Source organism: Solimonas marina (assembly GCF_012241385.1).
In the GTDB taxonomy this organism is placed as follows: domain Bacteria; phylum Pseudomonadota; class Gammaproteobacteria; order Nevskiales; family Nevskiaceae; genus Solimonas; species Solimonas marina.
Genome location: NZ_JAAVXB010000010.1, coordinates 115,492 through 139,224 on the forward strand (window position 1 = coordinate 115,492; position 23,733 = coordinate 139,224).

A 23,733-nucleotide genomic window follows, 5' to 3' on the forward strand; every position below is an offset into this window, starting at 1 on the left:
CGGCGCCGTTCAGCGCACGAACTTGCGCGCATTGACGAACATCTGGAACCACGGCGTCTTGCCCAAGCCGCCGCTTGCCGCGTAGTCCTGCGGCCACCAGGAGCCGGACGTGCCGGCGACGGTGCGTTCCGGATGCGGCATCAGAATCGTCACGCGGCCGTCGGCGTTGCAAACCGAGGCGATGCCCTGCGGCGAACCGTTGGGATTGGCCGGATACTGCGTGGCGACATCGCCGCGCGTGGTCACGTAGCGCATCGCGTTCTGACCAGCCGCCTGCAGCGCGATCAGATCTGACGGCGCCGCGAACTCGGCGCGACCCTCGCCGTGGGCAACGGCGATCGGCAGACGACTGCCGGCCATGCCGGCGAAGAACACCGACGGCGATTCGAGCAGCTCGACCTGCGCCCAGCGCGCTTCGAACTGTTCACTGCGATTGCGGCGGAACGCCGGCCAGTGTTCGGCACCCGGCACGATGTCCTTGAGCGCCGCGAACATCTGGCAGCCGTTGCAGACGCCGAGTGCGAAGCGTTCCGGACTGACGAGGAAATCGGCGAATTCCTGACGACCGCGATCGTTGAACAAGATGGTCTTGGCCCAGCCCTGACCGGCACCGAGCACGTCGCCATACGAGAAGCCGCCGCAGGCCGCGAGACCGGCGAAGTCGGCCAGCTTCACGCGGCCTTCGAGGACATCGCTCATGTGCACGTCGACGGCCTCGAAGCCGGCGGCGGCAAATGCATACGCCATTTCGTACTGACCGTTGACGCCCTGCTCGCGCAGGATCGCGACCTTCGGCCTACGGCCGACGTGAGGCGCGAGGCGGGAGGCGGGAGGCGGGAACGTGAGTTTCACGTGCAGGCCCGGATCATCGGCATCGGCCAACGCCGCGAACGCCGCGTTCGCGCAGTCCGGATTGTCGCGCAGCGCGGCAATGCGATGGCTGGTCTCGGCCCAGGTCTGGTGCCACGTGGTGCGCGAACCTTGCAACAGAAGCTGCGCACCGTGCGTGAAGCGCAGGTGATCGCCGGCCGTCACCGCGCCGATGTCGGCAGCCGTCAGGCCGGCCTCGCGCAGCTCGGCGATCACCGTCGCCGCATCGTGCTCGCGCAACTGCAGGACGCAACCGAGTTCTTCGTTGAACAATGCCGACACCGCGTCACCGTTCAGCGTTTCGAGCGCGATCTGCAGCCCGCAGTGGCCGGCGAAGGCCATTTCCGCCAGCGTCGCGAACAGGCCGCCGTCGCTGCGATCGTGATAGGCGAGCAGCTTGCCGTCGGCATTGAGCGCCTGGATCTTTTCAAAGGCCGTGCGCAGGCGCTGCGGCTCGTCGAGATCCGGGGCGATGTCACCGACCGTGCCATAGACCTGCGCCAGGGCCGAGCCGCCGAGGCGATTCTGGCCGACGCCGAGGTCGATGAGCACCAGCCGCGTGGCGCCGGCATCGAGTTTGAGTTGCGGCGTCAACGAGCGACGCACGTCGGCGACCGGCGCGAACGCGGTGATGATCAGCGACAGCGGCGCGATCTGCGTCTGCGTCTCAACCGTTCCGTCCTGCCGGACTTCCTCCCAGACAGATTTCATCGACAGCGAATCCTTGCCGACCGGAATCGCGATGCCGAGCGCCGGGCACAGTTCGGCGCCGACCGCCTTGACCGTATCGAACAGCCGCGCGTCCTCGTCACCCTGGCCGCAGGCCGCCATCCAGTTCGCCGACAGGCGAATGTCCGACAGCTTGTCGATGCGTGCGGCGGCGATGTTCAGCACCGCCTCGGCGACCGCCATGCGGCCGGACGCCGGCGCGTCGAGCAGCGCCAGCGGCGTACGCTCGCCCATCGCCATCGCCTCGCCAGTGATGGCCTCGAAGCCGGTGGCGGTGACGGCGCAGTCGGCGACCGGCACCTGCCACGGGCCGACCATCTGGTCGCGCACCGTCAGGCCGCCGACGGTGCGGTCGCCGATCGTGATCAGGAATGATTTGCTGGCCACCGCCGGCAGGCGCAACACGCGCTGCGCGGCGTCGGCCAGATCGATGGCGGCCGTATCGAGTGCCGGGAAGTCGCTGGCCGCGCGCGTGCTGCTGCGTGACATGCGCGGCGGCTTGCCGAGCAGCACCGGCATCGGCATGTCGACGGCCGGCTGCGTGCCGAGCGCGTCCTCGACGACGAGCTGCTGCTCGGCAGTCGCGGTACCGACCACGGCGTACGGGCAGCGCTCGCGCGTGCACAGCGCAGCGAAGTGTTCGACGTGTTCGGCACGGATCGCGATGACGTAGCGCTCCTGCGACTCGTTGCACCAGATTTCCATCGGCGACAATGCCGGGTCGGCGGCCTGCACGTCGCGCAACTGGAAGCGCCCGCCGCGATCGTCGTTGTGCACGAGTTCCGGCAGGGCATTGGAGATGCCACCGGCGCCGACGTCGTGAATCGACAGAATCGGATTGTCGTCACCGAGTGCCCAACAGGCATCGACGACTTCCTGGCAGCGGCGCTCCAGTTCCGGGTTGGCGCGCTGCACCGACGCAAAGTCGAGCTCGGCGCTCGACGCGCCGGTCGCCATCGACGACGCGGCGCCGCCGCCCAGGCCGATCAGCATCGCCGGACCGCCGAGCACGATCAGCTTCGCGCCCTCGACGACCTCGTGCTTCTGCACGTCGCCGTCGCGGACATTGCCGTAGCCGCCGGCGATCATGATCGGCTTGTGATAGCCGCGGTTGCGGCCGTCCGGCGCCACTGCCTCGTAGGTGCGGAAATAGCCGTTGAGGTTCGGCCGGCCGAATTCGTTGTTGTAGGCGGCGGCGCCGATCGGGCCGTCGAGCATGATCTGCAGGGCGCTGGCCATGCGCGGCGGGCGCGAAAGCTCGGCTTCCCAGGGCTGCACGAAGTCGGGAATGCGCAGATTGGCGACCGAAAAGCCCGCCAGACCGGCCTTGGGCTTGCCGCCGGTACCGGTCGCCGCCTCGTCGCGAATCTCGCCGCCGGCACCGGTCGCGGCGCCCGGATGCGGCGAGATGCCGGTCGGGTGGTTGTGCGTCTCCACCTTCATCAGGATGTGCACCGGCTCGTCGTGCGCGCGCCAGACGTGGTCCGCTTCCGGGAACCAGCGCATGCCGCTATGGCCTGCGATGACCGCGGCATTGTCCTTGTACGCCGACAGCACGCCTTCGGGCGCGGCGGCGTAGGTCATCTTGATCATCTGGAACAGCGAATGCGGCTGCGCTTCGCCGTCGACCGTGAATTCGGCATTGAAGATCTTGTGCCGGCAATGCTCGCTGTTGACCTGCGCGAACATCATCAGCTCGGCGTCGGTCGGATTGCGGCTGGCCTCGCGGCTGTAGTCGACCAGATAGTCGATCTCGTCGCCCGACAGCGCCAGCCCCCAGTCGCGGTTGGCCGCCGCCAGCGCGTCGCGACCACCGCCGAGCACATCGACGGTGCGCAGCGCGCGGCGCGGCTGGCCGTCGAAAACGTGCTGCAGCGCGTCGACGCTCGCCAGAACCGACTCGGTCATCGGGTCGTGCAGCGCCACCAACGCGGCCGCCGGCAGCTCGGACACCCCATCGAAGCTGTAAGCGCGGCCTTGCTCGATGCGGGCGACGCCGCTCAGGCCGCAGACGCGGGCGATGTCGGTGGCCTTGCTCGACCACGGCGACAGGGTGCCGACGCGCGGCACCACGAACAGCGTCAGCTGCGCCGTCTCGAAGCCCGCCGGCCCCGGCCCGAGCAGGCGCCGCAGCGCGTCCTCGGCAGTGTTCTCGGCGTCAATCAGGTAGAAATCCCGGCTGCGCAACGCGCGCAGATCCGGGGCGTGGGCACGGAGTGTGGCGAGCAGTCGGTCGGCACGGAACGCAGAAAGGGATTCCGCACCGGGGAGGATCGTCAGGGACATTACGGGCAGGGGCGACGGGAGGACTATCATTTTCGCATGTTTGAGGCTCCCGATTCCCCCGGAACATCCCCTTTCCTGCCCGCCGCCCGTCGGCTGCGCGGGCTGGTCTTCGATCTGGACGGCACGCTGATCGACAGCGTCGAAGATCTGCGCGCCGCGCTGAACCGCCTGCTCGCCGGTCGCGGGCGGCCGCCGCTGGAACGCTCGGCCGTACAGGCCATGGTCGGCGATGGCGCGCGCAAGCTGGTCGAGCGGGCGCTGACCGCGGCGCACGGCGCGGCACCGGATGTGGCGACGCTGGACCCCGCGCTGACGGCGTTCCTGGCCGATTACGAGGCCGCGGCCGCCGTCCATACCCGCGCCTACCCTGGCGTGCGCGAAGTCCTGACCCGCTTGCGCGGCGCGGGGCTGAAACTCGCGATCTGCACCAACAAACCGTATGCGGCGAGCGTAGCGGTGCTCGACGCGCTGCAACTGTCCGACGCGTTCGACGCCGTGATCGGCGGCGACTCGACCCCGGCGCGCAAACCGGATCCGCAACCACTGCAGGCGGCGCTCGATGCGCTCGGACTGCCGCCCGGCGGTGCCGTGATGATCGGCGACGGCCCGCACGACGCGCTGGCGGCCGCAGCAGCCGGCACCGGCTTCATCGGCGTGACCTACGGCTACGGCACTGCAGGTTTCGCGGCACTGACGCCAGCGCCGATCACGATCGACCGTTTCGCGGATCTACCGGCACGGCTGGGACTCACCGGCGGCTGAGCACGCCATGGCGCGCGCCCAGGGCCTGTCACCGCGAATAGCGTCGCCGTGGCCTAGACCACCTCGCACCAATCGAGCCCGTCGACCTGATGCGCGCAACGCAGGCCGGGCAGCTCGCCACCAACGGCCTCGTGTACCGCCGCCAGCGCCAGCTCCGGCCGGTTATTGGTCTCGGACAGATGGGTCAGAACCAGATGCTGCAGGCGCGAAATCAGGTAGTCGCGCAGCATCGCGGCAGCCTGTGCGTTTGCCAGATGGCCGCGATCACCGGCAACGCGGCGCTTGAGGCTGGCGTGGTAAGGCCCGTCGCGCAGCATCTGCGGATCGTGATTGCACTCCAGCATCAAGGCATCGCAATCGGCCAGCGTCGCCCGCATGTGCGCAGAGATGTGGCCAGCATCGGACAAGATACCGATCCGTCGGCCGGCGGCGCCGATCACATACTGGCAGGGTTCGCCGGCATCGTGCGGCACCGGATAAGGCTCGATCGCCAAGCCGCCGATCTCGAAGCGCTGATGCGGCGAAAAGCGCACCAGCGTCGGCACCTCGGCATCGTTCCAGGCGCGGTGCGTGCCGTAGGTCATGTAGACCGGCACGCGATGCCGTCGCGCCAGCCGGCCGACGCCGCTCAGATGATCGCTGTGCTCATGCGTCACCAGCACCGCCGCCAGCGAGCCCGGCTCAACGCCGAGCCGCGCAAGCCGCGCCTCGGTCTCCTTGAGCTGAAAGCCGCAATCGACGAGCACGCGCGTACCGTTGTGCTCGATGAGCGTGGCGTTGCCTTTGGAGCCTGATCCCAGCATCGCGAAACGGATCATGGTTTGCTGCCATCCATGGCGAGGCTGCACTTCCCGATTGAACCCCAGGGCCGCCATCCCTGGCGCCCCGCCGCACGGCACGGACTGCCATTCAAGGCAGTCCGTGAAAGCCCGCACGGCCCCAGCATCGCGAAACGGATCATGGGCGTGGCTCCAACCGCAAAAGCCTTTCTAACCGCAGATTTCGCAGATTCGCGCAGAATGGACGAGAGCATGCGTACGAATCCGGGGCGGCCTTCAGCCAGACGCTTTCGTGCCGAACGGCACCGCGACTCCCGCAGGGAAATTAAATTTCTTTTCACGGATTCAGCGCGCTTGCGTATCGGATTTCGCGCTCAATTCTGCGAAATCTGCGGTTCCGCTGTTCTGCTCGTTCACTTCTTGCCGTCGCTGCCGAAGGTGTAGAACGGCAGCGGCGTGACCTTGGAACCGCCCTCGCCGTCAATGACGCGGACCGGTCCGGCCTTCTTCACTTCGTCGATGCGCACGATCGCGTGCACCGGCACGTAGAAACGATCGACATCAGCGAATTCCTGCTTGAGCCGCTCTTCGCTGGTGTCGACGAGCAGACTGGTTTTTTCACCGAACACGAGCTTGCCGACTTCGACGAAGCCGAGCATCGTGCCGTGACTGACCTCGCGGGCGTAGAGCTCGTAGCGTTGCCCTTGATTCATGAAACTGATGCGGTAAAGACGTTGCTTGCCGGCCATGGTGTTCGGTGTGGTGAGCGACGTTGCCGATTTTAAGCCTTCCAGCGTTTTGTATCGGAACGTAAATCCCCGGCAGTTGTCGCACGGGCTCCCTTATGATCCGGCCGCAGGCCCCGAACCGGGACGCGGCCTGCCCGCGCCCCTATTGAGTCGTACAGAAGGACAGACACGATGGAAAACACGCCCTCCGGCGGACCCGTCTCCCATACGCTGCGCCCGGTCGGCCGCCGCCAGAAGCTGATCGGCACGGCGGTCGTCGTGATCGGCCTGCTGTTGCTGGCGGCGCTGGCCTGGTATCTGGTCCACCGCGGCAGCTCGAGCAGCGCGACGGGCTTCGGTGGCGGCCGGCGCATGCCGGCCTCGACGGTCGGCGTGGCGACGGTCAAGACCGCGGACATCCCGGTTGACCTCGAAGCGCTGGGCACGGTGACGTCGCCGGCAACGGTCACGGTCATCCCGCAGGTCTCCGGCGTGATCGACAAGATCGCCTTCACCGAAGGCCAGTTGGTCAAGAAAGGCGAGCTGCTCGCACAGATCGACCCGCGTCCGTTTCAGGCGACGCTCGACCAGGCCAAGGGCACGCTGGCCAACGCCCAGGCACAGCTGGCGGTCGCACAGAAGCAGTATGAACGTTACCAGACGCTGATCTCGCAAGACTCGATCGCCCAGCAAGACGTCGACACGCAGGCGGCGACGGTCAAGCAGTTGCAGGGCACGGTGGCCGCCGACAAGGCGGCGGTCGAGTCGGCGGCGCTGGACCTCACGTACAGCCGCATCACGGCGCCGGTCGCCGGCCGCGTCGGCCTGCGCGTCGTCGATCCGGGCAACTACATTGCGGCCGGCAGCTCGACCGGCATCGTCGTCATCACCCAGGTCAAGCCGATCGACGTCGAATTCAGCGTGCCGCAGGATCAGGTCGCTGACGTGCTGGCGCACTCGCATGACGCGAAGCTGCCGGCCGTGGCGCTGGACCGCACGCGGACCAAGACCCTGGCCAGCGGCACGTTCCTGACACTCGACAACCAGGTCGACACGACCACCGGCACGGTCAAGGCCAAGGCCCGCTTCGCCAACGATGACGAAGCCTTGTTCCCGAGCCAGTTCGTCAATCTGCGCCTGCAGCTGGACACGATCAAGGATGCCATCGTCGTACCGCAGACGGCAGTCCGCAATGGCGCCGACGGCGACTTCGTCTACATCGTCAACGACGATCACACGGTCAGCGTGCGCAAGGTCACGCGCGGCCAGCAGACCGACGACGCCATACAGATCACCAAAGGCCTGAAGGTCGGTGAGCAGGTCGTCACCGAAGGTGGTGACCGCCTCAAGGATGGCGCTTCGGTGCAGTTACCGGCCGAAGCGGCGGAGAAGAAGGCCACCGAGGAAAAGGCCGCATCGGAGCGCAAGCCCAAGCGCCGGCATCGTCCAGGCAGTGCAGGCCCTGGCGGTCCGGGCGGCCCGCCGCCGGGACCGTAACGCCGACCGATCCGAGCCCGACATGGCGATGAATCCCTCGCGTCCGTTCATCCAGCGACCGGTCGCCACGACGCTGTTCATGACAGCGATCGTGCTGGCCGGCCTGCTTGGCCTTCGTTTCCTGCCGATCGCCGCGCTGCCGCAGGTCGACTATCCGACGATCCAGGTCCAGACCCAGTACCCGGGCGGCAGCCCGGAGGTCATGAGCCAGACCGTCACCGCGCCGCTGGAGCGCAACCTCGGCGAGATGGCCGGTCTGCAGCGCATGACGTCGATCAGCGCCGCCGGCGCGTCGACGATCACCCTGCAGTTCACGCTCGGCATCGCGCTCGATGTGGCTGAGCAGGAGGTGCAGGCGGCGATCAACGAGAGCAATGCGCTGCTGCCGTCCGATCTGCCGGCGCCACCGGTCTATGCCAAGGTCAACCCGGCCGACGCGCCGATCCTGACGCTGGCGATCACCTCGGACACCATGCCGCTGACCGAGGTGCAGAACCTGGTCAACACGCGCCTGGCGCTGAAGATCAGCCAGGTCGACGGCGTCGGCCTGGTCACGCTCAGCGGCGGCCAGCGGCCATCGATGCGCATCCAGGTCGACACCCAGGCGCTGGCGTCGTACGGCATCACCATCAGCGACGTGCGCACGGCGATCACCAACGCCAACGCCAACGGCGCCAAGGGCAGCTTCGACGGCCCGAGCCAGGCGTTCACGATCAACGCCAACGATCAGCTGGTGAACGTCGACGATTACAAGAACCTGATCGTCACCTACAAAAATGGCGCCCCGGTGCGGCTGTCCGACGTCGCCAACATCGTCGAGGCGGCCGAGAACGTGAAGCTCGGCGCGTGGGCAGATGCCAAGCCGGCGATCATTCTCAACGTCCAGCGCCAGCCCGGCGCCAACGTCATCAAGACCGTCGACGCGATCAAGGCCCGCCTGCCCGGCCTCGAAGCACAGCTGCCAGCCGCAGTGTCGCTGAACGTGCTGGCCGATCGCACGCTCGGCATTCGCGCGTCGGTCGAGCACGTGCAGTTCGAGCTGGTGCTGGCGGTGTTGATGGTGGTGCTGGTGATCTTCTTCTTCCTGCACAGCGTGCAGGCGACGGTGATCGCCAGCCTCGCGGTGCCGATCTCGCTGATCGGCTCCTGCGGCGCGATGTATCTGCTCGGCTACAGCCTCAACAATCTGTCGCTGATGGCGCTGACCATCGCCAGCGGCTTCGTCGTCGACGACGCGATCGTGACGATCGAAAACATCTCGCGCCATATCGAGAAAGGCGAACGGCCGATGGTCGCGGCGCTCAAGGGCGCGCAGCAGATCGGCTTCACCATCATCTCGCTGACGGTGTCGCTGATCGCGGTGCTGATCCCGCTGCTGTTCATGGGTGACGTGATCGGCCGCCTGTTCCGCGAATTCGCGGTAACGCTGGCGCTGACCATCCTGATCTCCGCGGTCGTGTCACTGACGCTGGTGCCGATGCTCTCGGGCCGCTGGCTGCACCACGACAGCGGCATGCAGGGACTCGGCGCGCGCGTGCAGGCGCTGTTCGACAAGGTCATCGCGCAATACGACCGTGGCCTGCTGTGGGTGCTGGCCCGCCAGCGCCTGACGCTGCTGGTCGCACTGGCAACATTCCTGGTCACAGCGCTGCTCTACGTGATCATGCCCAAGGGATTGTTCCCGACTCAGGACACCGGCCAGCTACAGGCGCGCACGCAGGCCGCAGACTCCGTGTCGTACGCGCGGATGGCGGAGTTGCAGCAGCAGGCGGCCCAGGAAATCCTCGCCGATCCGGCGGTCGACAACCTCAGCTCGTTCATCGGCGTCGACGGCTCGAACAATACGATGCTGCACACCGGCCACATGCTGATCAATCTCAAGCGCGACCGCAGCGGCTCGCAGGACGAGATCATGCAGCGCCTGCAGGATCGTGTGGCCAAGGTCGCCGGCATGCAGCTGTATCTGCAGCCGACGCAGGATCTGACCATCGATGCCGAAACCGGGCCGACGCAGTACCGGCTGTCGATCGAAGGCTCCGACACCAAGATCGTCGACGGCGCGGCGCAGCAACTCGCCGCCGCACTGCAGAATGAACCCAAGGTGCGCAACGTCATCACCGACGCCGGCGCCACCGGACCGGCTGCCTTCGTCAACCTCGATCGCGACACGGCCTCACGCCTGTCGATCACGGCCTCCGACCTCGACGACGCGCTGTACAGCGCGTTCGGCCAGCGCATTGTTTCGACGATCTTCACGCAGACCAATCAGTACCGCGTGATTCTCGAAGCCAAGCCCGATCTGCTGACGACGCCGAAGAATCTCAACCTGCTGCATCTACAGGGCAGCGGCGGCGCCACGCCACTGTCGGCCTTCGCCAAGGTCCAGGAGGAACAGGCACCGCTGCAGATCACCCACGTCGCGCAGTTCCCGGCCGCCACTGTCAACTTCGATACCGCGCCCGGGGTTTCGCTGGGCAGCGCCGTCGACGCGATTCGCGCCACGGCGAAGAAGATCGAGCTGCCGAACAGCGTGACGATGAGTTTCCTCGGCGCCGCCAACGCCTATGAGTCGTCGCTGGCCAATGAGCTGTGGCTGATCCTCGCCGCGGTGGTCTGCGTCTACATCGTGCTCGGCGTGCTCTATGAGAGCTACATTCATCCGCTGACGATCCTGTCGACCCTGCCGTCGGCCGGCGTTGGCGCGCTGCTGGCGTTGCTGATCACCGGCCACGATCTCGACGTGATCGGCATCATCGGCATCATCCTGCTGATCGGCATCGTCAAGAAGAACGCGATCATGATGATCGACTTCGCGCTCGACGCGCAGCGCAACGAGGGCCTGTCGCCGCGCGCGGCGATTCATCAGGCGGCCTTGCTGCGCTTCCGCCCGATCCTGATGACGACGCTGGCCGCCATGTTCGCGGCCATCCCGCTGATGATCGGCGTCGGCGACGGCCATGAGCTGCGCCAGCCGCTGGGCCTGGCGATCTTCGGCGGCCTGCTGGTCAGCCAGCTGCTGACGCTGTTCACGACGCCGGTGATCTTCCTGATGTTCGAGCGCCTGGCCGGCCGGCCGGACGACGAAGTGCCGGCACCCGCAAGCGCGGCCGCGCCGGATCCCGCATGAATCTCTCGGCGCCCTTCGTCAGACGTCCGATCGGCACGGTGTTGCTGACGATCGGCATCGCGCTCGCCGGCATCGGCGGTTTCTTTGCGTTGCCGGTCGCGCCGCTGCCAGACGTCGATTTTCCAGTGGTGATGGTCAGCGCCTCGCTGTCGGGCGCGAGTCCGGAGACCATGGCGACCAGCGTCGCGACGCCGCTGGAACGGCGCCTCGGCGTCATCTCCGGGGTCAACGAACTGACGTCGCGCAGCTCCAGCGGCTCGACGCGGATCATGATGCAGTTCGATCTGAACCGGAACATCGACGCCGCCGCGCGCGAGGTCCAGGCCGCGATCAACGCCTCGCGTGCCGATCTGCCGGCGTCGCTGCGCAGCAATCCCAGCTATCGCAAGGCCAACCCGTCGGACGCGCCGATGGTGATCCTGGCGCTGAGCTCGGAAACCAAGACGCCGCAGCAGATCTACGAAGCCGTCTCCAACATCGTGCAGCAGCGCCTGGCACAGGTCGACGGCGTCGGTGACGTCGAGATCGGTGGCGGCTCGCTGCCGGCGGTCCGCGTCGACGTCATTCCGTACCAGCTGAATCACTACGGCATCAGCCTGGACGACATCCGCGCCGCGATCGAGGCCGCCAACGCCAATCGCCCGAAAGGCGCGCTCGAGGGCAATGGTCGTCACTACCAGATCTACACGGCCACCACCGGCCGCGACATCGAGTCGTACAAGCGTCTCGTCGTCGCATGGCGCAACAACGCGCCGATCCGCCTCGGCGATGTCGCCTACGTCGAGAGCGGACCGCAGGACATTCGCACCCTGGGCCTGTACAACGGCAGCCCGGCGGTCATCGTACTGCTGCGCAAGAAACCCGGCGCCAACGTCATTGCCACCGTCGATCAGGTCCGCGCACAGGTCCCGTTGCTGCAGGCCGAGTTGCCGAGTGACATCAAGCTGCAGATCGTCAGCGACCGCACGACGTCGATTCGCTCGTCGCTGCACGAGATCGAAGTCACGCTGCTGATCTCGGTGCTGCTGGTGGTGCTGGTCGTCAGTGCATTCCTGCGCAACCTGCGCGCGACCATCGTGCCGGCGATCGCCACCGTGGTGTCGCTGCTCGGCACGTTCGGCGTGATGTACGCGCTCGGTTTCTCACTCAACAATCTGTCGTTGATGGCGCTGACGATCGCCACCGGCTTTGTCGTCGATGACGCCGTAGTCGTGCTCGAAAACACCAGCCGCCACCTCGAAGCCGGCATGAATCGCGTGCAGGCCGCATTGCTTGGCGCGCGCGAGGTCGGCTTCACGGTGCTGGCGATCAGCGCCTCGCTGGTTGCCGTCTTCATTCCCCTGCTGTTCCTCGGCGGCCAGGCCGGCCGCTTGTTCCGCGAGTTCGCCGTCACCTTGTCGGCCGCCGTCGTCATCTCGCTGGTGATCTCGCTGACGACCACGCCGATGCTCTGCGCGATGCTGCTGCGCGGCCCCGGCGACGCCGGCAGCAAACCACCCGGCCGTATCGCGCGCGCATTCGAAAGCGGCTTCAACAAGATGCTGCGCGGCTACGAGCGCAGCCTCGACTGGGCACTGTCGGCGAAGCTGATCGTGCTGCTGTCGCTGCTCTTTGTCATTGTGCTCAACGTCTGGCTCTATATCGCGGTCCCGAAGGGATTCTTCCCGCGTCAGGACTCCGGCACGATCATGGGCGGCCTGCAGGCCGATCAGAGCATCTCGTTCCAGGCCATGGGCAAGAAGCTGACGCAGATCGTCAACATCATTCACGCCGACCCGGCGGTCGACTCGGTGGTCGGGTTCACCGGCGGCTCGCGCGCCGGCGGCGGCTTTCTGATGGTGCAGCTCAAGCCCAAGTCGCAGCGCAAGGACGGCGGCCAGGCGGTCATCGCAAGACTGCGCCCGCAATTGGCCAAGATCACCGGCCTGACCGCGTTCCTGTCGCCAGTACAGGATCTGCGCATGGGCGCGCGTGAGTCGAACGCCACTTATCAGTACACGCTCAAGGGCGATGACCTGGCCGAGTTGCAGACGTGGACGACCAAACTCGCCGATCAGCTCAAGCTCTCGCCAGTGCTCGAAGACGTCAACACCGATCAGGACAATGCCGGCCTGGAGATGTTCCTGACCATCGATCACGATGCCGCGGCACGCTACGGCATCACGTCCAAGGACATCGACAACGCGCTCTACAACGCCTTCGGCCAGCGCACGGCGTCGACGATCTATGAGGATCTCAATCAGTACAGCGTGATCCTCGAAGTCGCGCCGCGCTATGCACAGTCGGTGAAGGCGCTCGACGACATCTACGTGCCCGCCAGCAACAGCTCGACCAGTGACAGCGACAGCAGTTCGAGTAGTTCGTCGAGCAGCAGCAAGGAGGATTCCGCCGATCCGTCACTGCGCGATGCGTCGACCGGTTCGGTGCTGGTCACCGACACGGCGTCGATGGTGCCGCTGTCGGCGATCGCGCATTTCACTGAGCGCTCGGCAGCCACGTCGATCAGCCATCAGGACGCGGCGATCGCGGCGACGATCTCGTTCAACCTCGCCGACGGTGCCGCGATGTCCGATGCCGAAGCGGCCGTTGCACAGGCCGAAGCCGACATCGGCATGCCGACCTCGGTGGCCGGCAGCTTTGCCGGCCTGGCCCAGGAAGCGCAGAAGTCGCAGGGTCAGCAGCCGATGCTGATTGTCCTGGCGCTGGTCGTGGTCTATCTGGTGCTCGGCGTGCTGTACGAAAGCTATGTGCACCCGTTGACCGCGCTGTCGACGCTGCCCTCGGCCGGTGTCGGCGCCGTGCTCGCGCTGCTGATCTTCCACATGGACTTCTCGCTGATCGCGCTGATCGCCGTATTCCTGCTGATCGGCATCGTCAAGAAGAACGCGATCATGATCATCGACTTCGCGCTCGAAGAGCAGCGCTCGCGCGGCGTCTCCGCCACCGAAGCCGTGCGCGAGGCCTGCCTCAAGCGCTTCCGTCCGATCCTGATGACGACGATGGCCGCTGCGCTCGGTGCGCTGCCGCTGGCGATCGGCCTCGGCGAAGGCTCCGAGCTGCGCCAGCCGCTGGGCGTCGCCATCATCGGCGGGCTGATCGCCAGCCAGATTCTCACACTGCTGACGACGCCGGTCGTCTACGTCTATCTCGACCGACTGCGCCGCAAGCGCGACGACGAGCATGTACTCAGCCGCGCCGCTGTCATTGAATCGCAAGGGACCTAAAGCCATGAACCGGCCGCGTCATCCGTATTCCCGATTGCTGGGCGCCACCGCTGGCGCCACCCTGGTCCTGCTCACCGGCTGCGCCGTCGGTCCCGACTACCATCGCCCGGACGTCCCCGTCACCCACGACCGTTTCAAGGAGGCCGGCGGCGACTGGCTGCCGGCGGCGCCGGCCGACGCGCTGAGTCGCGCACCGTGGTGGACGCTGTTCAACGATCCTCAGCTGGATCAGTTCGTCGCGCAGGTTGAGGTCTCGAACCAGAACGTCGCCGCTGCCGTCGCGTCGTACGCACAGGCGCGCGCCACCGTCCGCGAGGAACGTGCGGCGATTTTCCCGACCATCGATCTGAGCGCCGGCGCCACCCGCTCCGGCACCAAGTCATCCGGCAGCAGCACCGTCGTCAGCACCGGCGGCACGTCGGTCACGAGCAGCGGCAGCAGCCGCGTGCGCAACACCTACCAGACCGACATCGGCGCCAGCTGGGAGCCGGATATCTGGGGGGTGCTGCGGCGTGGCATCGAGAACGCCAACGCGACCCTGTCAGCCAGCGCCGCCGATCTGCAGGCGGCGACGCTGTCGGCGCGTGGCGAGCTGGTCACCGACTATCTGTCGCTGCGCGAGGCCGACGCCGAGATCGCCTTGCTCGAAAAGACCGTCGACGGCTATCAACGCGCGCTGGAGATCACCCAGAACCGCTACAAGGTTGGTGTCGCGCCCAAGAGCGATGTGCTCAGCGCACAGAGCACGCTGTACAGCACGCAGGCCGAACTCGAAGCCATGCGCAACACGCGCGCCCAGTACGAGCACGCGATCGCGGTGCTGCTCGGCAAGGCGCCGTCCGACTTCTCGCTGGCCCCGGCCGACTGGAACGGCACGGTGCCGAACGTGCCGGTCGGTCTGCCCTCGACGCTGCTGCAGCGCCGCCCGGACATCGCCGCCGCGGAGCGCAACGTCGCGGCCGCCAATGCCACGGTCGGCATCCAGCAGGCCGCCTGGTTTCCGAGCCTGACACTGAGCGCGTCTTACGGCACGTCGTCGTCGTCCTTGCACAAGTTGTTCGATGCTTCATCAGCACTGTGGTCGCTCGGCGCGTCCGCTGCAGAGACGCTGATCGACTTCGGCGCACGCCGAGGCGCCATCGATGCCGCGCGCGCCGCCTATGACCAGGCGGTCGCAAGCTATCGCGAAACGACGCTGGAGGCGTTTCAGGACGTCGAGGACAACCTGTCAGCAACGCGCGCCCTCGAAAAGCAGTATGCGCTGCGACAGCAGGCCTCGACTGCTGCGGATGAAAACGAGCGCGTCCTGCTCAACCAGTACCGCGCCGGCCAGGTCGCCTACAGCGACGTCGTGACAGCCCAGGCATCGGCGCTCAGCGCCCGACGCTCGCTGGTACAAGTGGCGCTGAGCCGGCAAACGACGGCGGTGGCGCTGATTCAGGCCTTGGGCGGCGGCTGGCAGGCCGGCGACACCCCGCAGATGAACGCGACCAAAGCGCAGGGCTGATCCCGCCTTGGCGTCGCCGGCTCGCCGCCGCGAACCGGCGATCCGGCCAGGGGTTGTACAGCGCCGCGCGGCCCCCATTAGGATGCGTGCCTTCCGGGGAGCGCACGCGTGCCATCCATTATTTCCATCCGCGGTCTGAACAAGACCTACGCCTCGGGATTCGAGGCGCTCAAGCACATTGATCTCGAAATCGAGCGCGGCGAGCTGTTCGCGCTGCTCGGGCCCAACGGCGCCGGCAAGACGACGCTGATCGGCGCCATCTGCGGCCTGGTCACGCCGACGCGCGGCAGCATCGTCGCCGACGGGCACGACATCATTCGCGACTTTCGTCCGGCACGGACCAAGATCGGTCTGGTGCCACAGGAGCTGGCGACCGATGCATTCGAAACCGTGTGGGCCACTGTCAGCTTCAGCCGCGGCCTGTTCGGCAAGCCGGCCGATCCGGCCTATGTCGAAAAGCTGCTGCGCACGCTGTCGCTGTGGGACAAGAAAGACGCCAAGGTCATGACGCTGTCGGGCGGCATGAAGCGCCGCGTGATGATCGCCAAGGCCCTGTCGCACGAGCCGTCGATTCTATTTCTCGACGAGCCGACCGCCGGTGTCGACGTCGAATTGCGCCGCGACATGTGGGAGATGGTCCGCGGCCTGCGCGAGAGCGGTGTCACCATCATTCTGACCACGCACTACATCGAAGAAGCCGAGGAAATGGCCGACCGCATCGGCGTCATCCGCCGCGGTGAGATTCTGCTGGTCGAGGACAAGGCGACGCTGATGGCCAAGCTCGGCAAGAAGCAGCTGGTCCTGCATCTGCAGTCGCCGCTGGAGCAGCTACCGGGCGCGCTGTCGGGCGAGCCGCTGGAACTGTCGGCCGACGGTCAGACGTTGACCTACACCTTCGACGCGCAGAGCGAGCAGACCGGCATCGGCGCGCTGCTGCGTCGCCTCAACGAGCACGGCATCGACTTCAAGAGTCTGCAATCCAGCGAAAGCTCGCTCGAAGACATCTTCGTCGGCCTGGTCCGGGAGCCCGCATGAATTTCTACGCCGTCCGCGCCATCTATCTGTTCGAGATGGCCCGCTTCCGCCGCACGTGGATGCAGAGCCTGGCCTCGCCGGTGCTGTCGACCTCGCTGTACTTCATCGTCTTCGGCGCCGCGATCGGCTCGCGCATCGGTTCGATTGGCGACATCAGTTACGGCGCGTTCATCATCCCCGGGCTGGTGATGCTGTCGCTGCTGTCGGAGAGCATTTCGAACGCCTCATTCGGCATCTACATGCCGAAATTCACCGGCACCATTTACGAATTGCTGTCGGCACCGGTGTCATTCGCCGAGGCGGTGCTCGGCTACGTCGGCGCAGCGGCCACCAAGTCGATGATCCTCGGCCTGCTGATTCTCGTGACTGCGCGGCTGTTCGTGCCGTATCACATCGAACATCCGGTCTGGATGATCGGCTTTCTGATGCTGACCGCGGTGACGTTCAGCCTGTTCGGTTTTCTGATCGGCATCTGGGCCGACGGCTTCGAGAAACTGCAGATCGTGCCGCTGATGGTCGTCACGCCGCTGACCTTCCTCGGCGGCAGCTTCTACTCGATCAGCATGCTGCCGCCGCTGTGGCAGAAGATCGCGCTGTTCAATCCGGTGGTCTATCTGATCAGCGGATTGCGCTGGGCCTTCTACGGTCAGGCCGACGTGCGCATCTCGATCAGCCTCGGCATGACGGTGACGTTCCTGATCGTTTGCCTGTTGCTGATTCGCTGGGTGTTCAAGACCGGCTATCGACTCAAGGCCTGAGCTTCACGACGAGGCACCGGCGTCCGACGCGGCAGCGGCCGCATCGCGCAGCTTGGCGCGGCGATAGGCGTCGATGTCCTCCTCGGCCAACTGCGCTGGATACTCGGCGATCGCCTGCGTCCAGCGCTGCAGCGCCGCACCAAAGCGTGCATCGTCATCGAGCTTCGCCGTCGACAGATACGTCTCGATCGCCAGATAGCAGCGCATGGCATTACGCTCGATCGCGCCGCGCAGGCCGCCGACATATTGCGGCTTGCCGTCCGCACTGGTGCCGCTGGAGCTGAAGCCGATCTTGTCGGCACCGGACGTCGCCATGTACACGCGCGCGGCCATCCGAGCGGCCCAGCCGTATTCATCGCTGTAGCGCAGGGTGATGAAGGTCTGGCCATCGGCTACCGGCACAGCCTGCAGCCTGATACGGTAGTTGCGCGTACCGAGCGGCCCGTTCGGCGCTTCGAGCGACACCTGCAGGCCGTCGGGCTGCGCGTCGACGTCGAAGGAGAACCGGACCGGCGTCGCCGCCCTCGGCGCATCGTCGAACTTGCGCACCAGACCGACGCTGAGCGCGTGGGCGTAGCGGTCGGCGGTGCCGTGGCAGTCGGCGATATTCGGCATCAACAGCATGATGCGGCACCAGCCATCGGCGTCCGACAGACTCTTGGCGACATCGGCGAACGGGGCATCGAGGCGCGCCTCGATACTGCCCGTCAGCCGCGCGCCGGACTGCTCGGAGTCGATCGACAGCGGCCGATGAAACGGACTGTTCTCCAGCTGCGGGCGCGCATCGACATAAGCCGCCTGCGTCGCGGCGACGAAGTCGCCCGGCGTCGCATCGGCCGAGCGGCTGCTCGTCGACACCACGCCGGCGATGATCGCCAGCGCGATGATCGCGCACCGGCTCCATTCAGAAAATTGATTCATGTTCTGTCCGACTGTGCGCAACAGTAAAAGTGCCGCAGTGCCGTCGCCCCTGCCGTTTCGGCCAAGGCGGCGGCGGCCGCAAGCGGCGCAGGATGGCAGTCTGGACAGCCCCGACGTGACCGCCGATGAATACGACTGCTGACCCCACCTACTTCGACGTGCTGATTGTCGGCGCCGGCTTGTCCGGCATCGGTGCCGCCTGCCACCTGCAACAGCATTGCCCGGATCGCCGCTATGCGATCGTCGAGGCGCGCGACGCGATCGGCGGGACCTGGGATCTATTCCGCTATCCGGGCATCCGCTCCGACAGCGACATGTACACGCTCGGCTATTCGTTCCGCCCATGGCGGCAGGCCAAAGCCATCGCCGACGGCGACTCGATCCGCGACTACATCCGCGACACCGCACGTGATTACGGTGTCGACCGTCATATCCGCTATCGCCACCGCGTCGTTCACGCCGCGTGGTCGAGCCCAACGAGCCGCTGGACGGTCGACGTCGAGACCGATGCCGGCCGCGTACAGTTGCAGTGCGGCTTTCTGTACATGTGCAGCGGCTACTACCGCTATGAGCGTGGCTATCAACCGGCCTTTCCCGGCATCGAGCGCTTCGGCGGCCGCGTCGTCCACCCGCAACAGTGGACACCGGAGATCGACTATGCGGGCCAGCGCGTCGTCGTCATCGGCAGTGGCGCCACGGCCGTGACGCTGATGCCGGAAATGGCCAAACAGGCGGCGCACGTGACGATGCTGCAGCGCTCGCCGACCTACATCGCGTCACTGCCCGCCGAAGACGGCGTCGCCAATGCCTTGCGCCGCCACCTGCCGGCCAAGACCGCCTATGCGCTGGCGCGCTGGAAGAACGTGCTGTTCGGTATCGCCTTCTTTCAGCTGTGCCGCCGCGCGCCGGAGCTGGTGAAGAAGCTGCTGCGCGGGCGCGCGCGCCGTGCGCTCGGCGCGGACTACCCGATCGATCCGCACTTCGCACCGCGCTACAACCCATGGGACCAGCGCCTGTGCGCAATCCCGGACGGCGATCTGTTCGCCGCGTTGCGCCGCGGTCGCGCAGAGATCGTCACCGACCATATCGAGACCTTCACCGAGCACGGCATTCGCCTGCGGTCCGGCCAGGAGCTGACGGCCGATCTGGTCGTGACCGCCACCGGCCTCGACCTGGTGGCCCTTGGCGGCATGAGTATCTCGGTCGACGGGGTCTCGGTCGATCTGGCCAAGACGATGAGCTACAAGGGCATGATGTGCAGCGACGTGCCGAACCTGGCCTTCGCGATCGGCTATACGAACGCGTCATGGACGCTCAAATGCGACCTGACCGCCGAGTACATCTGCCGCGTGCTGCATTACATGCGCGCGCACGGCCATACACGCTGCGTGCCGCGGCGTCGCGACCCTTCCGTGCAGGAAGAACCGCTGATCGATTTTTCATCCGGCTACGTCCAGCGCGCGATCGACCGCTTTCCGAAGCAGGGCTCACGGTCGCCCTGGAAGCTGCATCAGAACTACGTGCTGGACCTGATCACGCTGCGCCACGGTCGCCTCGACGACGGCGTGATGGAGTTCTCGGGGCGCTGATCTGAAGCCTCGGCCTTGCATCTGAGCTTGCGCTGGCATTCGTCGTTATATACTCCGCAACATAACGATGACGCCGGCCGAGAGTGCCGTCGGTCGTCGGGGCGCCAGCGGCGTCGCCCGCTCACGTCATTTGCCTGGGGACCAAGATGCGCATCTCGATTCATGCGTACCGGCTGCTGCCGGTACTTGCGGCTGCGGCCGCCTTGTACAGCGGCAACACGCGCGCCGACGACGCAGCCACAGCGGATGTTTTCACGCTCGGCACCGTCGAAGTGATCGGAGAAAAACTGCCGGACGCGGCCGCCGTCACGACGGACAGCATCGACGCCAGCACGCTGGCGGCGCGCCATCGCGACGACCTGTCGACGGCACTCGATCTGGTGCCGGGCGTCGCGATCCAGGAAGCCGGGCAGCGCCGCGAGCGCACAGTCGCCGTGCGCGGCTTCACCAGCCGTGAAGTGCCGCTGTTCATCGACGGCGTCCCGGTCTACGTGCCTTACGACGGCGTCGTCGATCTCGGCCGTTTCGGTGTCGACTATGTGTCGCAAATCATCGTCAGCAAGGGCCTGGCCTCGCTGCTGTACGGACCGAACACCCTGGGCGGCGCGATCAACGTCGTCAGCCGTCGGCCGAGCCAGCCGTTCGAAGCCCATGCCCGACTCGAAACCGAGCTCGACGACCATTTCGACGACATCGAACAGCGGGTCTCCGCATCGCTCGGCGGCGTGCATGGCGCCTGGTACGCCAATGCCAATGTCTCGTACACGAACGCCGACGGGTACCGCCTGCCGCATGACTTCACGCCGACCACCGCCGAGGACGGAGGCAAGCGCAACAATGCCGACAGCCGCGACACCGTCATCAGCGCCAAGATCGGTTACGCGCCGAACGCCGGTAACGAGTTCGCGCTCAGCTATTACCGCCAGGACGGCAGCAAGGACGATCCGCCGTACGCCGGCACCAGCAGCAGCGTGAAACCGCGCTACTGGCAGTGGCCGTACTGGGACAAGCAGAGCGTCTACTTCGTCGCACGCAATGCGATCGCCGCACAAGGCACACTGCGCTGGCGCTTGTATTACGACAGCTTCAAGAACGCGCTGGAATCGTACGACGACGACACCTATACGACGCAGACCAGGCCGTACGCCTTCCACGGCAGCCACTACGACGACTACAGCGTCGGCGGCAGCGCCGATTTCGAATGGCGCTGGACGGCGCAGCAGACCACGCGCATCGCCGCGCACTACCGCAACGACGTCCACCGTGAAGCCGAAGAGTCCCCGTACGCGCCGCAGGAGCGGCTGGACATTCCGACCTACGACATCGCCATCGAACACGAGTGGTGGGTCTTGCCGACGCTGTCGCTGACGCCCGGCTATTCGCACATGGTGCAGCCCGGCCGCACCGTCCACGTGTACAACGACGATGACGAGCCCATCGTGCCGGTCCGCGTCGACAGCGCCGATGCCGACAACGCGCAGTTGGTTGCCGCCTGGCACGTCACGACGCAGCAGACGGTGTACGCCGGCATCAGCCGCAAGACGCGCTTCCCGACGCTCAAGGAACGCTTCTCCGGCGGCCTCGGCACCGTCGTGCCGAATCCGAGCCTCGATCCGGAATCGGCCATGCATTACGAGATCGGCTACGAGGCGAAGACCGGCAGCCTGCACACCAAGATCGCGCTATACGAAAGCCGGTTGCACGACGCGATCGAGGCGGTCAATGTCGACGCCTCGCTTTGCGCGACCGACAGCTCGGATTGCACGCAGGAACAGAACATCGGCCGGCAGCGCAATCGCGGCATCGAAGCCTCGGCCGACTGGTCGCCGCTGGCGACGCTGCTGCTCAACGCTCAGCTGGATATCGTCGACGTCGACAACCTTAGCGATTCGAGCCTGAAGAGCACCGGCACGCCAGAGTTCAAATACCAGCTCGGTGCCGACTGGCAGTTCATGCCACAGTGGCGGCTGCGCGCCGACCTCGATCACGAATCGAAGCGCTACAGCGACACCGCCGGCGACCGGATCGCCGGCGCGTTCACGCTCGCCAATGCTTTCGTGCGCTATGAGCCGTTGCCACAACTGGGCATCGAAATCGGCGGCCGCAATCTCAGCGACGCACGTTACGCATACGAGGAAGGCTTCTATCAGGCGGGTCGCACCTGGCTCGCGCAGGTCGACTACCGCTACTGAGCATCACGCGCACCGGCCCCAGTGGGGCCGGTGCGCTGCGCTGGGACGCGCGTCAGCTCGCGTCCGCCGCTGGTGTCGCGGTCTTGGCCTTCTTGCGTGCGCGCTTCTTGGTCGCCTTCGCCGGAGCCTTGGCTGCTTCCATCGCCTCCAGGCGTGCACGCGCTTCCTTCTTGCCGAGGCCACGCAGTTGCGCGATCGCCTCGACCTGCGCCGCGCGCGGCGTGGTCTTCTTGCTTTCCCAGTTGTAAACCGACTGCGAGCTGGCCCCAATCAGCTGACCGAGCTCTTCGGCGCTGATGCCCAGACGCGTACGCATCGACTTCAGGCCCTTGGCCACGAAACGCAGTTTCACACCTGCTTCCGGCAAAGGCTCCGAGGCCTTGTTCTCCGCGGCACGGCGCAGCTTTTTGAGCTCGCGCTCCAGATCGCCAATCTGCCGCTTCATCGACGCAATCTGTTTGCGGTGCGAAGCCGTCGCCGACTGCAGCGGGGCAATCGCCTGACGCAAGGTCTTGCGGGACAGGCGTGAGATTTCGCTTTTCAGCAGCGTTGCGATATCGCTCATCTTGATTTTCTGATTTATCCGGGGGCCACAGTATGCCCGATTCTCAATAAATGCTTGCCAGCATTATGTAATCGGCCCGATCCCAGCGATTTAGTGCTTGCGCCGATTTCAATCATTCCGAGCGATTCCCGACGTAGGGCATACGCATGGGCAGCGGCAAGCCGGTACTTTTTTGCCATCGCAAGGACATGCCGGCGCCGACGGCGATCGCGCCGACCTGCGTCGCAGCGCCGCAGAGCTGCGTGGCGCGCAGGAATCTGCCGCGCCGCAACGCGAAACATGCGTAGCGCGTGCTATAGACTTGAAGCCCGATCACCCCCGCCAACGGTCACCGCCGCACGCCATGAAAGAGCACCGCGAAGTCATCAAACGCATCATCCGCGTCGAACGAGCACGTGCCGGCGTCACATTCGACGAAATCAGTCGCGCACTGGCGCGCGCCGGCATTTCGCAGTCCTCGTCGAATCTTCGCGCCAAGGCCTCGCGCGGCCAGATGGAGGCTGGGTTGTTCCTGGCCGTCCTTGATGCCTTGGGGGTTCGATCGATCGACATCATCAACGTCATTCCGGACTTGCAACGCCGTCCCGCCATGCCACAACGTTCGACCGACGATGCTGGCCAGACGCCTGATCAGGACTAGACCCGGGCGACCCACACCATCAGCGTTCAGGCCCGTTGGGTGCCAGGCGACGCCTGCAGCCTGAGCCGTGGCAGCGTTGGCGCGAACCACCTCATCAGGGGGTGCGCTCGTCCGACATGAAGCCAAACCGCGAGGAAATCCGCCTGCTTGTGCCCCTGCAAAGCGCACGAGCGGCCCGAGCGCGCTCGCTAGTTACTGATCTGCAAAATAAAAAAGCCGACATTGAGTCGGCTTCCTTCTTGTGGCGGAGAGGGTGGGATTCCCCTGTGGGCCGGGCGCTGCCGCGCCTTCGACCAAAGCGTCAGGAACGCATTGGAGCGAGCGCAGCGAGGCCGAAGGCCGCGGCCCAGGGAATGGGGCGCGCAATCCACCCTCCGCATTGATTCTGCAAAATAAAAAAGCCGACATTGAGTCGGCTTCCTTATTTTGTGGCGGAGAGGGTGGGATTCGAACCCACGGTACGTTTGCACGTACGCCTGATTTCGAGTCAGGTACATTCGACCACTCTGCCACCTCTCCGTGAC

At 66.1% G+C, this 23,733-nt stretch carries 15 protein-coding genes and 1 tRNA gene; 10 read left to right on the forward strand and 6 right to left on the reverse strand.

What is annotated here, in order from left to right; genetic code table 11:
- Window positions 1-9 precede the first annotated feature (9 nt).
- Window positions 10-3,879, reverse strand: a complete 3,870-nt coding sequence (gene purL / locus G7Y82_RS16385) for a phosphoribosylformylglycinamidine synthase (protein ID WP_168149286.1) — start codon at window positions 3,877-3,879, stop codon at window positions 10-12.
- Between purL and gph the strand changes: the two genes are divergently transcribed.
- Window positions 3,805-4,647 (forward strand): phosphoglycolate phosphatase, encoded by an 843-nt coding sequence (gene gph, locus G7Y82_RS16390; protein ID WP_366515689.1) that lies wholly within the window; start codon window positions 3,805-3,807, stop codon window positions 4,645-4,647. The two genes, purL and gph, sit on opposite strands and share 75 nt — an antisense overlap.
- 53 nt (window positions 4,648-4,700) lie before the next feature.
- Here the strand turns inward: gph and G7Y82_RS16395 are convergent, their stop codons facing one another.
- Both G7Y82_RS16395 and G7Y82_RS16400 read right to left on the reverse strand, forming a co-directional pair.
- Window positions 4,701-5,465: an MBL fold metallo-hydrolase gene (locus tag G7Y82_RS16395; RefSeq protein WP_168149214.1), complete on the reverse strand. Its 765-nt coding sequence runs from the start codon at window positions 5,463-5,465 to the stop codon at window positions 4,701-4,703.
- A gap of 374 nt (window positions 5,466-5,839) precedes the next feature.
- Window positions 5,840-6,175, reverse strand: a complete 336-nt coding sequence (locus G7Y82_RS16400; RefSeq protein WP_168149215.1) for a DUF1820 family protein — start codon at window positions 6,173-6,175, stop codon at window positions 5,840-5,842.
- Window positions 6,176-6,346: 171 nt separating this feature from the next.
- Between G7Y82_RS16400 and G7Y82_RS16405 the strand changes: the two genes are divergently transcribed.
- From G7Y82_RS16405 to G7Y82_RS16430, 6 genes are all read left to right on the forward strand, one after another.
- Window positions 6,347-7,651, forward strand: a complete 1,305-nt coding sequence (locus G7Y82_RS16405) for an MdtA/MuxA family multidrug efflux RND transporter periplasmic adaptor subunit (RefSeq protein WP_168149216.1) — start codon at window positions 6,347-6,349, stop codon at window positions 7,649-7,651.
- A gap of 28 nt (window positions 7,652-7,679) precedes the next feature.
- Window positions 7,680-10,778 (forward strand): efflux RND transporter permease subunit, encoded by a 3,099-nt coding sequence (locus G7Y82_RS16410; protein WP_168149287.1) that lies wholly within the window; start codon window positions 7,680-7,682, stop codon window positions 10,776-10,778.
- The gene (locus G7Y82_RS16415; protein WP_168149217.1) at window positions 10,775-14,002 is read left to right on the forward strand and encodes an efflux RND transporter permease subunit; all 3,228 of its coding nucleotides are present in this window, start codon (window positions 10,775-10,777) and stop codon (window positions 14,000-14,002) included. The genes G7Y82_RS16410 and G7Y82_RS16415 overlap by 4 nt, the downstream gene beginning before the upstream one ends.
- Before the next feature lie 4 nt (window positions 14,003-14,006).
- Complete coding sequence (locus tag G7Y82_RS16420; protein WP_168149218.1) at window positions 14,007-15,509, forward strand: efflux transporter outer membrane subunit; 1,503 nt, start codon at window positions 14,007-14,009, stop codon at window positions 15,507-15,509.
- Window positions 15,510-15,617: 108 nt separating this feature from the next.
- On the forward strand, window positions 15,618-16,544 hold the full coding sequence (locus G7Y82_RS16425; RefSeq protein WP_168149219.1) for an ABC transporter ATP-binding protein: 927 nt from the start codon (window positions 15,618-15,620) through the stop codon (window positions 16,542-16,544).
- On the forward strand, window positions 16,541-17,302 hold the full coding sequence (locus tag G7Y82_RS16430; RefSeq protein ID WP_168149220.1) for an ABC transporter permease: 762 nt from the start codon (window positions 16,541-16,543) through the stop codon (window positions 17,300-17,302). The genes G7Y82_RS16425 and G7Y82_RS16430 overlap by 4 nt, the downstream gene beginning before the upstream one ends.
- A gap of 3 nt (window positions 17,303-17,305) precedes the next feature.
- Here G7Y82_RS16430 and G7Y82_RS16435 read toward each other — a convergent pair whose 3' ends face one another.
- Entirely contained in the window at window positions 17,306-18,223 is a 918-nt protein-coding gene (locus G7Y82_RS16435; RefSeq protein ID WP_168149221.1) for an SRPBCC family protein, read from the reverse strand.
- Window positions 18,224-18,348: 125 nt separating this feature from the next.
- Here G7Y82_RS16435 and G7Y82_RS16440 point away from each other — a divergent pair, with 125 nt between their 5' ends.
- Both G7Y82_RS16440 and G7Y82_RS16445 read left to right on the forward strand, forming a co-directional pair.
- Entirely contained in the window at window positions 18,349-19,812 is a 1,464-nt protein-coding gene (locus tag G7Y82_RS16440) for a flavin-containing monooxygenase (protein ID WP_168149222.1), read from the forward strand.
- Between the two features lie 146 nt (window positions 19,813-19,958).
- A complete protein-coding gene (locus tag G7Y82_RS16445) occupies window positions 19,959-22,004 on the forward strand; it encodes a TonB-dependent receptor plug domain-containing protein (RefSeq protein ID WP_206370782.1) in 2,046 nt (681 codons plus the stop codon).
- A gap of 52 nt (window positions 22,005-22,056) precedes the next feature.
- Here G7Y82_RS16445 and G7Y82_RS16450 read toward each other — a convergent pair whose 3' ends face one another.
- Window positions 22,057-22,569, reverse strand: coding sequence for a helix-turn-helix domain-containing protein (locus G7Y82_RS16450; protein ID WP_168149223.1), 513 nt, complete (start codon window positions 22,567-22,569; stop codon window positions 22,057-22,059).
- A gap of 343 nt (window positions 22,570-22,912) precedes the next feature.
- Between G7Y82_RS16450 and G7Y82_RS16455 the strand changes: the two genes are divergently transcribed.
- Complete coding sequence (locus G7Y82_RS16455) at window positions 22,913-23,209, forward strand: DUF6471 domain-containing protein (protein ID WP_168149224.1); 297 nt, start codon at window positions 22,913-22,915, stop codon at window positions 23,207-23,209.
- Between the two features lie 429 nt (window positions 23,210-23,638).
- Here G7Y82_RS16455 and G7Y82_RS16460 read toward each other — a convergent pair.
- Window positions 23,639-23,728 (reverse strand) — tRNA-Ser (locus G7Y82_RS16460).
- Window positions 23,729-23,733 lie beyond the last annotated feature (5 nt).